The organism is Sphingobacterium corticis, from assembly GCF_042684745.1.
In the GTDB taxonomy this organism is placed as follows: Bacteria; Bacteroidota; Bacteroidia; order Sphingobacteriales; family Sphingobacteriaceae; genus Sphingobacterium; species Sphingobacterium corticis.
This window is the reverse complement of sequence record NZ_JBHUMA010000004.1, coordinates 1,070,337-1,085,341: the sequence shown is the minus strand read 5'-3', so window position 1 is coordinate 1,085,341 and position 15,005 is coordinate 1,070,337. Positions and strand designations below refer to the sequence as shown.

The window sequence follows — 15,005 nt, the reverse complement described above, 5'->3', positions numbered from 1 at the left end:
TCTCATTTTTTGTGACTTTCGCCGCTTACATTTAAAAGCTACTACTCGCCACGCTACATGATCATTTCTTTAAAGAACTCTCTCGCCGCCGCATCGCGCTTTGGCCTTTTATTTCGTACCCTCTCAGGTTTGAATTTCTTTTTGTTTACCCTTCCTCTCGGTTGGGATTGCAAAGGTAGGAAACTTTTCTAATCTTGCAAATTTTATTTGAAAATAATTTTGAAGATCTTCCCCTTCTGAATCCAGTCGTTTTCTAAGCCTATAGCCCCAAAAACTCCCTTTTTCCATCTTTTCACTACCGTTCCTCCCTTGCGGAGTGGTGCAAAGGTAGAAACCTTTTTCATTCCCGCAAAACCTTTTTTGCTTTTTGCTGTTACCAAAGCGCTAAAACGCTGTAAAGCAAGGAGATTTTTTTACTATTATTTTAGATCTAAGATCGACTACCTGCTTTCAACATAACCCAATGCTTTTGAAATTGCGTTCAGCAAAGCATGCGAGGTATTTTTAAAAACGGAAATCTGCACCTGATATTGTGCAGATTTCCGTTTTTTTATTTCGAACTTCTAGAAGTTTACTTGATATATTTCCCAAAATAGGACTCCACGCGATGAGGACTGAGCATCTGCCACAGCGAAGCCACTGTCCACCCTGGAGCAAAAATATCATTATAAAAGCCTTTTCCATTTTTACCATAATCCCAATTCGTATGTTGGACTACTTCCGGATAATAACCTTTCTTCCCAATATCGAACATAGATCCTTCTTGCGGCATCAACTGAAGCATGCTGGTTTTGATGACATCCGAGAAAGCCGAGAAGCGCGGTGCCTTCTTTTCTTTTGCTAACCAATCAAGCACTGTAGCAAATTCAAAGATAAACACATCAATGTGGTTGTTCTCCACGGAAACATTGCCCCAGCCGCGAGATTTGAATCCTACATCGCCTAGCATCTGCCCCTGCGCAAAAGGTACGTCCCACAAATAATACCATGATAAACAGAAATAGGCTGACTTCTCCGACAAATCGACATAGTGCGCACGTTCTTTTCCTTTTGTTACCATCGCCAAATAATACATTGCAGTAGACGCGTATAAGGAAGCTTCCTTATCTTCGCAATTAGCATCCAGCGTAGATGAAAAATAATCTGCCTTCGCGATAATCTCCTTTTCTAAATAATCTCCGGAAAGCTTAGCATCGGCCAAATACTTTTTGTTTTTAAAGTAAGCGTAGCCCATAGTTAATGGCAAAATAGCAGATGGCGTACTTCCGCCGGAAGCATCTGTAATTTTGAAATCGCCATCAAATTTCCGCGGATAGCTTCCATCCGGCTGTTGCAATTTCTCGAAATTCGTAAACAATTGTTTCAATCTGGTTTCCCATTCCGGATGCTTACGATTTTTTGTTGCTTCGTAATTCAGATAATTCAACACCGCAAATAAACCTTCAGACTGACGACGAATGCTGTATTCTTGGGTTTCCGACTTTTTACCGAAATCCACGAATTCTCTAAAAAAACCTTTTGCCGTAAAGCCGTTTTTCAAATAGGAATCAAATACCGCGTTCGCTTTGGTTACCAAATCCTGATTGCCGACCTGCTCACCGTATTCCAACGCATTATACGCATTCAACAAAACCCGGCCGACGAATCCGACCTCAGTTATATCGGTGCTTGCAGCATCATCCGTCCGCATGTGCACTCCGGAAAAGTATTTCAAATCAAACTTATCCACGTAGCTTTCTGTGAAGAAATTCGACAAAGCTTCCTTCGCAGTCGCATCATTCATTGCTCCTTCATAAACCTTCGGTTGAAACAAATCGTATGCGTAATTCCAAACATCGGCTACGAAAGTGGAGTAATCTTTCGCTTTTCCTTTTTTGATTTCCCATGTAAGGTGACGTGTTTGACCAGCATCCAACTTCTCAAATGCTTGTACCGATGGTGCTAACGTAAGTTTACGAACGTATGTTTTTGGCGTTTCGTGATACGGAAATCCAAAAACCAAGGCAGAATGACCATCTGCATTTCGGAATCCGGTGAATCCAAGCGATGTTTCGCCGGAAAGAATCACTTCACCCGTTTGGTGCGTTGCCAAACTTTCTTTTTCGAAATCATCCAAACGAACCACCGAATAATATTCAGCATTCGGCTCATTATAGATTCCGGTCAACGGAATGCTCAATCGATCGTCGCGCACTTGCCAGCTATCACTCGTAGCGAAAGATGGTGCTTCCTTTGGCGATCTTAAATTTCGGCGATACCAAAATCCGGGCATGAGAAACTGACATTCTTCGTGTTTTACCGTAGGGAGATTATACACTTCTTCCAAATTGTAATAAACAGTTTTATTCGCCGTGATATCAAAAGTGATGCGAACAACATCTCCCGATTCTACCGTTTTCCGAGAAATCGTAAGCGGAAGACTTTCATTGGCTTGTAATCTACCCGCACCGTCATCCGTCAACGTGTAATGCTGCGCTTTGTTGCCCGGACTTTTTAAGGCGATGCTCCACTTGGAATTAGCTGGCGGATTGCTAGCGAAGATATTCGTCGCTAGCAAAAAACATGTAATAATTAAAAAAAATACTCTTGTCATAAATTTTCGTTGTGTTGCTTTTTATTAATACATCGGATTTTGAACAACATTCGGATTATTGTTCACGTCGTCCGACGGGATCGGCAGGCTTCTGTGTCGCCCGATCACGAAATTCGCAAAATCATTATCGCGAGATTTCAACTCATCAATTCCGGCTTGGTTATCCACCAATCCCCAACGTTTGATATCCGCCCAGCGATGACCTTCGCTTGCCAACTCGAAAACGCGCTCCATCTGCAAACGCTTTAAGAACGCTGCATTGTCCGTTGTTGCCGAAGGATGATTAACGGCCAACGCGGGCATATTTGCACGCGCGCGAACACGATCCACCGCAGCAACCGCATCAGCAAGTCCACCTCCAGATTGTGCCAAACATTCTGCATACATTAACAATACATCCGCGAAGCGAATGACGCGAACATTCGTTGGATTGTAATAATCATCAAATCCACGATCTGTGGAAGCATATTTCCGGAAGAAAACACGCCCTTGATAATTATTCTGCGCCCATAAAGCCGCGTTACTTTCTGTTGTATATATCAAAGAGTTGTCCGTAAAGTCGACTTCCATTCCTTGGTAAAATGCCGTCGATTTTAAACGAATATCGATCGCATTATTCAAATCGGCTTCTTTCTTAAATTCTGAAACCACCCACGGACGCATTTCTCCATCATTCCAACCTATTCCCGGAGGCGCAAAAAATTGTCCTCTATGCAACCCTAAGTTAGGATCGACTGCATACACATCATCGCCGGCAGGCGCTTTATTAACATCCGAATATTGAATCTCGAAAACCGATTCAATATTATTTTCGTTAGACGATGTGAAGTTATCTGCATAGGTCGGCACCAAATCGTAATAACTTTTGCCTTCGCCATCTACCAACCAACGCAAATCGGCCAGCGCATTATCCCACTGACGCAACTGCATGTAGCATTTTGCGCGCAACGCCAATGCCGCGCCCTTTGTGGAGCGACCTTTATCGGCGCCCGTCCATACGGCTGGCAACGCCTTTTCTGCTTCCGTCAAATCCGCAATCGCTTGTTGGAAAACTTCTGTTTCCGTAAATCCTTGCGGCTGCAAATCTGGCGTTGATGGTTCTAGCACGATGGGCACACTCTTGTTATCGCTTCCCCAAAGCACCGCCAAGTTGTAATAATATAATGCACGAAGAAAATAAGCTTGTCCTAGCAACTGGGATTTTTTGTCTTCGCTGGCAAACTCGATGGTCGGCACATTGGTCAAAACTTGGTTGGCACGGAAAATCGCTTGATAACAATCGCTGTAGGTATGTGCATTGCCCTCGCCGAAGTTATAGTTGTTGTATGTAAAACGTGTCCATTCACGCAATTCTGCCCATGGACTTTGGCTAAAACCTTCGTCGGACGTCAAGTCGTGCCTAAACCACATCCATCTGGCGTAGGTTCCGGGCTTGTAAAACATATTGTAAATGGCATTTACGCCCTGCTCTGCATCCGATTCCGTTCCCCAAAAGTTTTCTTTGGTGATGGAATTTGGGTTTTCTACATCCACATCACACGAAGCTAGCAGACATAATGAACAAATGGTATATAATATCTTTTTCATATGTAACTGATCTATTTTTTAATAGTCATATGGAATGTCCTGATCATTGCTATTTGTATTCGGCGATCATCGACATTTCATCTTTTGTTGATTATAAATTAGAAGGAAAGCTGCGCTCCGAATGTGAAACCTCGAGGATTTGGAAACGCTCCGCCATCATACGTACGATCCCAAATACTGGTATTTAAGAATTCCGGATCCAAACCGCGATATCCTGTAATCGTGATCAGATTTTGCACGTTCGCGTAAATCCTCGCTCCGCGAATGAATTCGCCCGTAAGTGATTTCGGCAGGTTGTATCCCAAAGCGATTTGCTTGATACGCACGTAGCTTCCATTTTCTAACCAACGATCTTGATCGGGGCGCGCATTGCGTGAATCGCCAAAGATTGGACGAGGATCCGTAGCATTTGGATTTTGTGGCGTCCAAGCATCGTAATCTGCTCGGTAGTTTGAGTTGTCATCATAACGATCGTAACCTGCTCTCGGTCCATTGTAAGACATGTGTCCAAATGCGCCAGTCGCCTGAATCTGTAAATCAAAACCTTTATAACCCAAAGAAATATTAGCTCCCAGGTTGTATTTTGGAATGGTTGATCCCATATATTGCCGGTCCGCATCCGTGATTTGTCCGTCGTCATTATAGTCAATGTATTTCACATCGCCCGGCTTTGCGTTAGGTTGAATCAATTGGCCTGCGCTATTGCGATGCGCTTGTACTTCATCCGCCGAACGGAACAATCCATCCGTTTCGATCAGATACCATTCGCCAATTGGGCTGCCAACCATGGATTTGGTGTTCCACTGATTGAATTCATTTCTTCCATATCCCAGCTCAATAATTTTATTCTTCAAATACGAACCGTTCAAATCGACGCCATACGTGAATTCCTCCCCGATTTTATCTCGCCAGCTCAGAGCCAATTCTACGCCTTTATTTTCTAAGGTTGCGGCATTTACGAACGGATTTCCGCCATTATTCCCTGTAGAAAGTAAAATCTGCATCGGCGTAAGGACATCCTTCGTGGTTTTGACGAAATACTCGAAGGAAACATTGAAGCGACTATCGAATAAGGATGCATCAAATCCGGCATTCATTTGTGCTAATCGTTCCCACTTCAAATCGGCATTTGCCAATTGAACTTGTGTCATCCCGGTTACGGATGTACTGTTGTCACCAAAAGATGCTTGCGGAAATGAATTGATTAATGATACCCAATCCCAATATTCGATGTTGGAAGTTCCCAGCAATCCGTAGTTAGCACGTAGTTTTAAATCATTGATCCAAGAAACATCGAAAAATTGCTCGTTGCTAATACGCCATCCTAATGCTACCGACGGAAAATAACCGACGTTATGTTGCGGAGAAAACCGCGATGATTTATCGCGACGAACCGTTGCACTCACCAAGTAGCGCTCATCGTAATTGTAGTTTACTCGGCCGAATAGCGAATACAGTTTCGCTTGTTGTTTCAAACTTCCGGTTCTCGGATCACGAAGTGCGGCATCCAGCTCCCCGTAGTACGAACCCGTATTACTATTTGTCAACACGCCGTTTTTCGAACCCCAAAGTTGCTCAAATACATAAGGCTGATAACTCATACCGACTACCGATCCAACGGAATGTTTGCCAAACTGCTTGTTGAATTCTAACGTATTATCGAACACAAATTCTCTAGATTGTTGCTGGCGACGCATCAATGAAGACGGATCGACTGGCTGGTTAACCGTCCAAGAGCCCAACTTGCGCAGGTAGCTATGATTGTCGTTATTGAAATCAAAACCGAAGCTAAATTTGTATTTAAACATATCCCAGAAATCCAACGAAGCGTATGTATTACCGCGAACGCGTAGGTTTCTATTTCGCGTATCCGTAAAATCTTCTTTCGCAAAAGGATTCGTTCCGAACGTGATATCATAAGCGCCAGCGCCCAATCCGTAACCGCCATAGTTTCTGTCATCGTAAATCGGAATAGTCGGCAACATTCTGTACACATCGACGATCGGATTGCTATCCATTTCTTCGACATCATAATGACTCAATGTGATGTTTTCTCCGATGGTAAACTTCACGTTATCTCCGAAATCGCGTGTTGCGGAAGTGTTGGAACGCAATGTGAAGCGTTCGCTGCTCGTTCCGATTGTCGTTCCGGAATTGGATTGGTAGTTACCCGAAATAAAATAACGGCTATTCTTTCCCCCACCAGAAAAGGAAACGTTATGATCGTCCACCACACCGGTTTTGAAAACTTCCTTTTGCCAGTCGGTATTGCCATCGAAATGATTTGCCAAACCTTTTAGATCGGTATTCCCGTCAGCGATCGCATTTCCAAATGCCATATCGTTCAACTGAATCCATTGATCGCGGCCTGTCAAATTATATTTTGGCAACCATTGCAAAGAACGACGAGAAGACAAATCAATCTTCATCGGGCCATCTTTACCTTGCTTTGTCGTAATAATGATCACACCGTTACCTGCTCTCGATCCATAAATCGCTGCCGCCGATGCATCTTTCAACACCTGAATGCTCTCAATATCATTGAAGTTGAAATCGCGGTTTGCTCCGGAAATCACGCCATCCACCACATATAGCGGATTGCTATTTCCGAACGTTCCTGTTCCGCGAATTTCTACTTTACCTTCCGAACCTGGCGCACCAGCCGTTCTAACATTCACTCCTGGCACAGTTACCAACGCGTCACCAACCGTTCCGGTCACTGTCGTGTTTTTCATTTCATCCGGTTTGAAGATGGAAACCGCGCCCGTTAAATCCGCTTTGCGTACCGTTTGATAACCGATGACAACGACCTCTTCCAGTTTCTGGTCGTCGACCTGCATCTGTACGTTCACCGAAGTTTGTCCGGTATAAATAACTTGTTGCGGCGCAAGGCCGACTTTTTGAAAATACAGCGTATCGCCCGCAGAAGCTTGAATCGTAAATTCTCCGCTTTCGTTCGTCGAGGTTGTTTCTTGCGCACCTCGAACCGTTACGCTGGAAACGGGCAACTGGTCTTTGTCCGTTACCTTACCTTTTACTGGCGCTTGTCCGTAGACAGCGAGCGAGCAAATGGCAAATAGCATCATGAACATCGTTCTTATCATAAAATTATATTTGTTTTTGGTTTTGAGTTATTGCTAACCCATGTTGTGTTGATTTATTCAATTAATAGTAAATGTGTGTGGCTCGTTAAAAACTCAAAGAGTTTCATGTGAAACGAGCAGCTATACCATGGTAATACGATGAGTACCCAAGTCCGATGACTTACGTACCAACGGACAATTCAATCGCTTTCATTATGCGACATGTGCTTACCCCAACGTGGAGGCTAATCTTAACAATGCCACGCGATAGTGGAAAATCACTGATATTTTACTCTGGAAACTACCCACGGTAAAAATTTAACGCTTATAATATATTATGGCTGCATGCTGCGCCAGAAGGCGCATGAACAAATATAGATGTTGCCACATATTCCTGACTTGCAGATTAAGGTCAATAAATTGCATATTTGTATCACGCAGCCCGATTAAACTATCAGTAAGCAAAATTTCGTCATGCATGTGACCATTTTATTTGTAAGTTTAGAGGAGCTTGTAGCAATCAAAATCTAAAATGGAAATGGATATAAATGTGAAGAAGCTATTTAATATGCGCTCCCCATGTCCTATCTCTAATTCGCTTAACCTCGAACTAAAATGACGATTATTTATACGCTCGATTTATTAGGAACGATGATGTTTGCCATTTCGGGAGCCATGGCGGCCAACCGAAATAATGTGGACGTTTTTGGCGCTGGCTTCACAGGATTTGTGACGGCGATCGGCGGCGGATCCTTGCGCGATATTTTTTTGAATATTCGTCCAGTTTGGGTGGAAGACGGCAATTACATTATTGCTATATCTTTTGGCGTGCTGATTGCGCTGACATTCAACAAGCAAATTTATACGCTGGCGCGAACGCTTTCGCTGTTTGATGCCATCGGAATTGGCTTTTTCACCGTGGTTGGTGTAGAGAAATCCCTTAATTACGAGAGCAATGCTATCGCCGCAGTATTATTAGGTATGTTTTCCGCGTCAATGGGCGGTGTAATTCGCGATGTGCTGCTGAACCGAACGCCCTTGATTCTCCGCCGGGAGATTTATGCAACTGCTTGTATTGCTGGTGCAACGTTATTTGTCATATTGCATAATTTAGAAGTGGAACCAGCGGTTAATGCTTTCATCAGCGCTAGTTTGGTGTTTTTGATTCGCATTATTTCTGTTCGGTACAACCTTTCCCTTCCAGCCGTAAAGCAAATCAACAAAAAAGCTCCTTAAACAGGAGCTTCGTGATCGTGTATATCCAGGTAATAAATTTACCGCTTCTTCTTTTGCTGAGGGAAACGCATCTTATACGATGTTCTCACCTCCCCTTTAGATATCGCTTCCAACTTTGATTTCAACATCGTTTTCTTAATTGGGCCGAGTTTATCTAAGAAAAGCTTTCCTTCTATGTGATCGTATTCATGCTGTACCACACGCGCTGCCAATCCGGTTAGTTCCATCTCGTATTCTTCGAAATTCTCATCCAAATAATTGATGATAATATTCTCCTTGCGCATCACATCCTCATTGATGTGTGGAATGCTCAAACAACCTTCGTTGAAAGCCCATTCTTTCCCGCTTTCCTCTACCATAATTGGATTGATGAAAACGTGCTTAAAATCTTTAGCGGTTGCATCACCAGGACCATCCTCATCATCTTCGCCAAACGGCGACGCATCAATAACAAACATACGAACTGGCAAACCTACCTGAGGAGCGGCCAAACCAACACCACTAGCTGCATACATGGTCTCAAACATATCGTTGATCAATTCCTTCAAGTTCGGATAGTCCTCTTCTATTTCTTTTGCTTTCGTACGCAATACAGGATCGCCGTAGGCTACTATAGGTAATTTCATGCTGTTTTAATTTTCGTTCCAAAGTTACCAATTTTCTTGCCCAATCATCACGAAGAAACTTAAGTTGACACAAATGACCAATGATTGATCCGTTAGAAAAGCCCAGAAATAACGTAAGTTTGTAGGGTGACGGAGTTAATAACAGGTTTTATAAATGCGCTGGCAGGTTGCGAAGATATTTCCATTAAACAGGAACTACTGAATGATGCCGTTGTTCATATCACGCTGACTAAACCTGATTCTTCGCAGACGCATCTTTTGATTTATCCTGATTCAGCACTCCGTCGGATTTCTTACCCGCAAAGCGACGAAAAAGTAATACATATCGACGAGCATTTACTTTCGAACGACCTAACCAAATTGTTAGCACGCATTCAAACCGTTTTAGGTTACGGAAAACGAATCTATGCAAGACAAACTGTTGCCGCTCGTGTAGACAAACGCATTACCAGATTTTTTCTTGAGGAACATCATCTTCAATCGGCGATGACGGGCAAGTATCGCTATGGACTATTTTATCAAGGGGAATTGGTCAGCTTGGCGGTGTTTAGCGGCGGTCGCCGAATGCGCGATCAACCCGATGATTACCGATCTTTCGAACTCATCCGTTTTTGTCATAAAAGTAATTTAATTACCGTCGGCGGGCTTTCCAAATTGATCAAAGCATTTCAGAAGGATTTTGATCCCGGAGATTTGATGACGTATGTCGATCGAGATTGGACACAAGATTCCTCTTTACAAAAAATTGGGTTTCGAGAAGAAGGCATTTTAGCTCCACAGATCGTTGCCGTTCCAACATTAGATTACGGTAAGTCTGATACAAAGCTCGATGAACCAAAAGAACGCATCACAAAAACCAACAGCGGTAGCATAAAATTGGTGTTGCGATTCGCGAAGACGATTTAGTTTTCGTTATATTTAAACCTCAAAAAACTTGAACTACATGACACGTAAACTACGCATGGGTATGGTAGGCGGTGGCCAAAACGCTTTTATTGGCGCGGTACATCGCATAGCGGCCTTCATGGATGGCAAAATTGATTTGGTGTGTGGCGCTTTCAGCTCAGATCCGCAACGCGCGGCAGAATCTGGAAAAGCACTATTTCTTCCTGAAGATCGCGTATATCCAGATTATAAAACGATGATCGAAAAAGAAGCGCAGCTACCAGAAGATGTCCGCATGGATTTCATCAGTATTGTAACACCTAATTCCGTACATTTTGGCCCTGCCAAATTAGCGATGGAAAATGGATTCGATGTGGTTGTGGATAAGCCGATGACCGTTTCCGTAGAAGAAGCGAAAGAATTGCAGGAAATCGTTACCCGCACAGGACGCACTTTAGCGCTCACACATACCTACTCGGGTTATCCAATGGTAAAGCAGGCGAAAGCAATGGTAAAGGATGGTCATTTTGGAAAAATCCGTAAGATCGTCGTAGAATATCCGCAAGGATGGTTATCGCGCTTAACAGATAAGGAGCAAAGCGGCGGTGCCGAATGGCGTGCTGATCCGGCGAAATCTGGAAAATCACTTGTTATGGGCGATATCGGAACACATGCTGCTCATTTGGCTGAATATATCTCTGGCTTGAAAATTATCGATCTATGTGCAGACTTAACATCGTTCGTAGATGGACGTACGATGGACGATGATGGCTCGGTTTTGCTTCGTTTTACCGACGGCGCGAAAGGCGTATTAATGGCTTCGCAAATCTCGGCCGGTGAAGAGAATGCGGTTAGAATTCGCATTTACGGTGAGCTGGGCGGACTAGAATGGGCGAACGAAGATCCGAATAACTTGATTGTGAAAATGCTCGATCAACCAAGACAACTTTACCGCACTGGAAATGCTTACGTTGCTCCATATACACTGAGTTCTTTTGCGACGCACAATACAAGAATCCCATCTGGTCACCCGGAAGGTTTGCTGGAAGCATTCGCAAATATCTACCGCAATTTTGCGGAAACTGTATCAGCAAAACGCGACGGACAAACACCGTCGGCTGAAAGTTTGGATTTTCCAACGGTAGAAGATGGTGTGCGCGGAATGGCTTTCATCGAAACTGTCGTAAAAAGCCACGAAAGTAATGAGAAATGGACTAAGTTTGACGTGTGATCACATTGTCCGAAATAAAAGCACATATTATTCAGGCGAAAGAACATCTTTCGCCTGATTCGTTATGGATCATCTTGGGTCCAACGGCTTCAGGGAAGACACGCACAGCCGTCGAGTTAGCTAAAGCATTTGATGGCGAAATTATATCAGCGGATTCGCGACAGGTTTACCGCCACATGGATATTGGTACAGGAAAAGATTTGGAAGAGTATCAAGATATTCCACATCACCTCATCAACATTGCTGACCCAGGAGAGCGTTATCAGGTAGACCGATTTCGCCAAGATTTTTTCGCCGCATACGATTCCATCATCGCGCGCGGAAAACAAGCTATTTTATGCGGCGGAACCGGATCGTACATTCAAACGATTCTTCAGCAATCGATTTACGCCCAGATTCCAAAAGACCCAACTGTTCAAGCCGAACTTTCTCTATTTTCTAAAGAACAATTAGAACTAAAAATCAGAGAAATCGGCATACCAACCGATTTTACAATCGACTTCCATAGCCATAAACGGTTGGTTCGCGCGTTAGAAATTTTGGGATATATTCAAATACATAAACCCGATTTAAAGCCGTTGCGTACTATTGAAAATTACCATGCCATAGGCATAAATCCCAACGTAGAAAATCGACGTGCTGCAATTAAAAGCCGTCTAGTAAAAAGACTTGGACATGGCTTGATAGGCGAAGTACAAGGCTTACTCGATGACGGGTTGTCGTTCGCAGATCTCCATTATTATGGTTTGGAATATCGCTATGTTGGCTTGTATTTGCAGGGAGAATTAACTTACGAAGGCTTTGTGGAAAAACTAACTACGGAAATCAATCGCTATGCTAAAAGACAGATGACCTATTTCCGAAAGATGGAAAAAGACGGGATCAAGATTAACTGGTTTTGAATGTTTCTTTTTGGATAAATTCATGTTTTCGATGTCATACACCAATATACATTTTGAGCTATATTTAAAACTATTCAATTGATATAAAATCTACTTTAAAAAGAAGACAAATGGAAATACTTGCTAGCATCCTAACCGCCGTGGTGGCGATCGAACATATCTACATTATGTGGATGGAAATGTTTGCCTGGGAAACGGTAGGAAAGAAAACATTCGGCAGCTCGTTGCCGGCAGAACTTTTTACACCGACGAAATCTTTGGCAGCCAACCAAGGATTGTACAATGGTTTCTTGGCGGCAGGTTTAATCTGGAGTTTCTTTATCAGCGATCCGATTTGGATGTACAATATACGTTTATTTTTCCTAGGATGTGTGGCCGTGGCCGCAACTTATGGAGGCATCACATCGTCGAAAAGCATTGCCATTAAACAAGGTCTTCCAGCATATTTAGCATTAGCTGCCGTGTTAGCTGCAAAATATTTGATCAACTAACATACTAAATTTGATGTTTCAACAGTTATTTTAGAACAAACATTTATTTAAACACATGGCATTAATAGAAGATTTGAATTGGCGACACGCCTGTAAAGCATACGATCCGGCTAAAAAGGTCAGTCCGGAAGATTTGGAAAAAATATTGGAAGCAGCCCGTTTAGCTCCGACTTCCTCCGGCTTGCAACCTTTCAAAGTAATAGTTCTGCAAGATGCCGCTTTACGTGAGCAAATTGCTCCAGCAGCTCTGAATCCGGATTGTGTTCGCGAATGTTCACACATTTTGGTATTTGCCGCTTGGGATCGCTACACAGCGGATCGAATCGACAAAGTATATGATCTTACAACTGACGAGCGCGAGCTTCCAAGAGGCAGATTCGTTAGTTACACAGACAAATTGAAAGAAATGTATCTGCCAGAAGAGCCGGAAGCCAATTTTGCGCACATTGCTCGCCAAACGTACATCGCTTTAGGATTGGCGCTTGCTCAAGCAGCAGAACTTCGCATCGACAGCACGCCGGCGGAAGGTTTCGACAATGCAATCGTTGATCAGGTTCTCGGATTGGGAGAGATGGGATTAAAAAGTGTGAGTTTAATGTACATCGGCTACGCCGACAAAGAACGCGATTGGTTAGGCACCATGAAAAAAGTACGAATTCCACGGGAAGACTTTATTGTAGAAATGTAGTCTCACTACTAACATCAACCATAACAAAAAAGGTCGCTCCCTTCATCGGGGAGCGACCTTTTTGTAATGTCTTTATGACTACAACTTGATTTCTTCTTCTTTAGCGTTGAAGAAATGAAATTCCGTCAAGTGATAAGATGCTACGGCTTGAACCTTGATCCATTTTCCGTAGTTAAGTAACCATTTTATTCGCCTGGAGATAAAACCCTTTTTGATGTATGCATCAATATACGGATGCACACGTAAGGTAATACCTTTTTCGTTTTGCTCGCGCAAGATGAAATCTAAATTCTTTTCGATATCATCAAGAAGCACGATGCTAGATCGAATCTCGCCGGTACCATCACACGTTGGACATTTTTCGTTCGTTACGACACTCATTTCTGGTCGCACGCGTTGTCTGGTAATTTGTACCAATCCAAATTTACTTGGCGGCAGAATAGTATGTCGGGCACGATCGCCAGCCATACATTCTTTCAGGAACACAAACAACTCTTTGCGATTGGCCGCTGCATGCATATCGATAAAATCGATGACTACAATACCGCCCATATCGCGAAGACGGAGCTGACGCGCAATTTCTTTGGCAGCTTCTTTGTTGACAAGGAGGGCGTTGTCCTCTTGGTTTTCCTTGTTAGCTATACGATTACCGCTGTTAACATCGATAACGTGCAAAGCTTCGGTGTGCTCAATCACAAGATAAGCGCCACCATGTAGGTTAACCGTCTTGCCGAAGGATGCTTTGATTTGCTTTTCTACGCCGTAATGCTCGAAGATTGGTTCCTTGTGTTTATAGAGCTTAACAATGCGCTCTAAATCTGGCGAGATTTCCTGGACGTATGACTTCACCTCATCGTAAATACTCGAATCGTTCACGTAAATATGACTGAATTCATCGGTTAAGATATCACGAAGAATGGTCGAAGCACGATCCATTTCACCAAGCACTTTCTGTGCCGGCTCAACATCTTTCAGGCGTTTGGTAAATCGTTCCCATTTGGAAATCAAATCCTGTAAATCCTTTTGCAACTCTTCCACACCTTTTCCTTCAGAAACGGTACGGACAATCACGCCAAAATTGGGTGGTTTGATGCCTTCAACAATTTTTTTCAGGCGGTTACGCTCTGCGTTACCTTTGATTCGCTTGGAGATGGAAACGGAACTGGAGAAAGGGACAAGGACCGCGAAGCGGCCTGCGATAGATAAATCTGAACTCAGGCGAGGGCCTTTCGTTGAGATTGGTTCTTTGGCTATCTGCACGGGAATGAGTACATTTTTGGACAAAACATCCGAAATCTTCCCCGCCTTATCGATCTCCTTCTCCAACTTTAAACTATTGAGCAGTTTCTCTTGATAACTGCCGTTCTTCACTATTCGAGCAAGCTTAAGTAGCGACTGTACCTGCGGACCCAAATCAAGGTAATGTAGGAAAGCATCCTTTTCGTAGCCTACGTCTACGAATGCGGCGTTCAGTCCCGGCATGATTTTCTTGATTCGGCCTAAATAGATATCGCCTACAGCGTAATGATTATCTACTTTTTCCTTGTTCAGTTCTACCAACTGCTTGTCTTGTAGTAAAGCAATAGTCACCCCCTTATCGGGAGTTGAATCGATAATTAATTCCTTTACCAACAGCTATTTCAATTATGGACAGACACAAACTCGCTCTGTGTCCTTTACTCG

General features: G+C 43.3%; 12 protein-coding genes. 6 read left to right on the top strand and 6 right to left on the bottom strand.

The window, feature by feature from the left end; genetic code table 11:
* Nucleotides 1–203: 203 nt before the first annotated feature.
* The 4 genes from ACFSQ3_RS06080 to ACFSQ3_RS06065 form a co-directional block, all read right to left on the bottom strand.
* Nucleotides 204–380: a hypothetical protein gene (locus tag ACFSQ3_RS06080; RefSeq protein WP_380868450.1), complete on the bottom strand. Its 177-nt coding sequence runs from the start codon at nucleotides 378–380 to the stop codon at nucleotides 204–206.
* A gap of 191 nt (nucleotides 381–571) precedes the next feature.
* Nucleotides 572–2,593 (bottom strand): hypothetical protein, encoded by a 2,022-nt coding sequence (locus ACFSQ3_RS06075; RefSeq protein ID WP_380868449.1) that lies wholly within the window; start codon nucleotides 2,591–2,593, stop codon nucleotides 572–574.
* Nucleotides 2,594–2,617: 24 nt separating this feature from the next.
* The gene (locus ACFSQ3_RS06070) at nucleotides 2,618–4,180 is read right to left on the bottom strand and encodes a RagB/SusD family nutrient uptake outer membrane protein (RefSeq protein WP_380868447.1); all 1,563 of its coding nucleotides are present in this window, start codon (nucleotides 4,178–4,180) and stop codon (nucleotides 2,618–2,620) included.
* Nucleotides 4,181–4,278: 98 nt separating this feature from the next.
* Nucleotides 4,279–7,284, bottom strand: a complete 3,006-nt coding sequence (locus ACFSQ3_RS06065; RefSeq protein WP_380868445.1) for a SusC/RagA family TonB-linked outer membrane protein — start codon at nucleotides 7,282–7,284, stop codon at nucleotides 4,279–4,281.
* Nucleotides 7,285–7,878: 594 nt separating this feature from the next.
* On the opposite strand from ACFSQ3_RS06065, the gene ACFSQ3_RS06060 reads away from it, so the two are divergent.
* Nucleotides 7,879–8,499: a trimeric intracellular cation channel family protein gene (locus ACFSQ3_RS06060; protein ID WP_380868444.1), complete on the top strand. Its 621-nt coding sequence runs from the start codon at nucleotides 7,879–7,881 to the stop codon at nucleotides 8,497–8,499.
* 38 nt (nucleotides 8,500–8,537) lie between these two features.
* On the opposite strand, the gene def is transcribed toward ACFSQ3_RS06060, so the two are convergent.
* Nucleotides 8,538–9,125, bottom strand: a complete 588-nt coding sequence (gene def / locus ACFSQ3_RS06055) for a peptide deformylase (RefSeq protein ID WP_380868442.1) — start codon at nucleotides 9,123–9,125, stop codon at nucleotides 8,538–8,540.
* Between the two features lie 126 nt (nucleotides 9,126–9,251).
* Here def and ACFSQ3_RS06050 point away from each other — a divergent pair, with 126 nt between their 5' ends.
* The 5 genes from ACFSQ3_RS06050 to ACFSQ3_RS06030 all read left to right on the top strand — a co-directional run bounded on the left by ACFSQ3_RS06050 (nucleotide 9,252) and on the right by ACFSQ3_RS06030 (nucleotide 13,322).
* Nucleotides 9,252–10,031, top strand: coding sequence for a hypothetical protein (locus ACFSQ3_RS06050; RefSeq protein ID WP_380868440.1), 780 nt, complete (start codon nucleotides 9,252–9,254; stop codon nucleotides 10,029–10,031).
* Between the two features lie 37 nt (nucleotides 10,032–10,068).
* On the top strand, nucleotides 10,069–11,241 hold the full coding sequence (locus ACFSQ3_RS06045) for a Gfo/Idh/MocA family protein (RefSeq protein WP_380868438.1): 1,173 nt from the start codon (nucleotides 10,069–10,071) through the stop codon (nucleotides 11,239–11,241).
* Complete coding sequence (gene miaA, locus ACFSQ3_RS06040) at nucleotides 11,238–12,143, top strand: tRNA (adenosine(37)-N6)-dimethylallyltransferase MiaA (protein WP_380868436.1); 906 nt, start codon at nucleotides 11,238–11,240, stop codon at nucleotides 12,141–12,143. The genes ACFSQ3_RS06045 and miaA overlap by 4 nt, the downstream gene beginning before the upstream one ends.
* Before the next feature lie 110 nt (nucleotides 12,144–12,253).
* Nucleotides 12,254–12,634, top strand: coding sequence for a DUF1304 domain-containing protein (locus ACFSQ3_RS06035; RefSeq protein ID WP_380868435.1), 381 nt, complete (start codon nucleotides 12,254–12,256; stop codon nucleotides 12,632–12,634).
* A gap of 55 nt (nucleotides 12,635–12,689) precedes the next feature.
* Nucleotides 12,690–13,322: a nitroreductase family protein gene (locus tag ACFSQ3_RS06030; RefSeq protein ID WP_380868433.1), complete on the top strand. Its 633-nt coding sequence runs from the start codon at nucleotides 12,690–12,692 to the stop codon at nucleotides 13,320–13,322.
* Nucleotides 13,323–13,400: 78 nt separating this feature from the next.
* Here the strand turns inward: ACFSQ3_RS06030 and ACFSQ3_RS06025 are convergent, their stop codons facing one another.
* Nucleotides 13,401–14,954: an Rne/Rng family ribonuclease gene (locus ACFSQ3_RS06025; RefSeq protein WP_380868431.1), complete on the bottom strand. Its 1,554-nt coding sequence runs from the start codon at nucleotides 14,952–14,954 to the stop codon at nucleotides 13,401–13,403.
* Nucleotides 14,955–15,005: the final 51 nt, after the last annotated feature.

What these genes read in the sequence shown, in the direction of transcription:
- ACFSQ3_RS06060 (WP_380868444.1), top strand. Translation starts at nt 7,879, where the DNA reads ATGACGATTATTTATACGCTCGATTTATTAGGAACGATGATGTTTGCC.
- ACFSQ3_RS06075 (WP_380868449.1), bottom strand. Translation starts at nt 2,593, where the DNA reads ATGACAAGAGTATTTTTTTTAATTATTACATGTTTTTTGCTAGCGACG.
- ACFSQ3_RS06045 (WP_380868438.1), top strand. Translation starts at nt 10,069, where the DNA reads ATGACACGTAAACTACGCATGGGTATGGTAGGCGGTGGCCAAAACGCT.
- ACFSQ3_RS06030 (WP_380868433.1), top strand. Translation starts at nt 12,690, where the DNA reads ATGGCATTAATAGAAGATTTGAATTGGCGACACGCCTGTAAAGCATAC.
- def (WP_380868442.1), bottom strand. Translation starts at nt 9,125, where the DNA reads ATGAAATTACCTATAGTAGCCTACGGCGATCCTGTATTGCGTACGAAA.
- ACFSQ3_RS06035 (WP_380868435.1), top strand. Translation starts at nt 12,254, where the DNA reads ATGGAAATACTTGCTAGCATCCTAACCGCCGTGGTGGCGATCGAACAT.
- ACFSQ3_RS06065 (WP_380868445.1), bottom strand. Translation starts at nt 7,284, where the DNA reads ATGATAAGAACGATGTTCATGATGCTATTTGCCATTTGCTCGCTCGCT.
- ACFSQ3_RS06070 (WP_380868447.1), bottom strand. Translation starts at nt 4,180, where the DNA reads ATGAAAAAGATATTATATACCATTTGTTCATTATGTCTGCTAGCTTCG.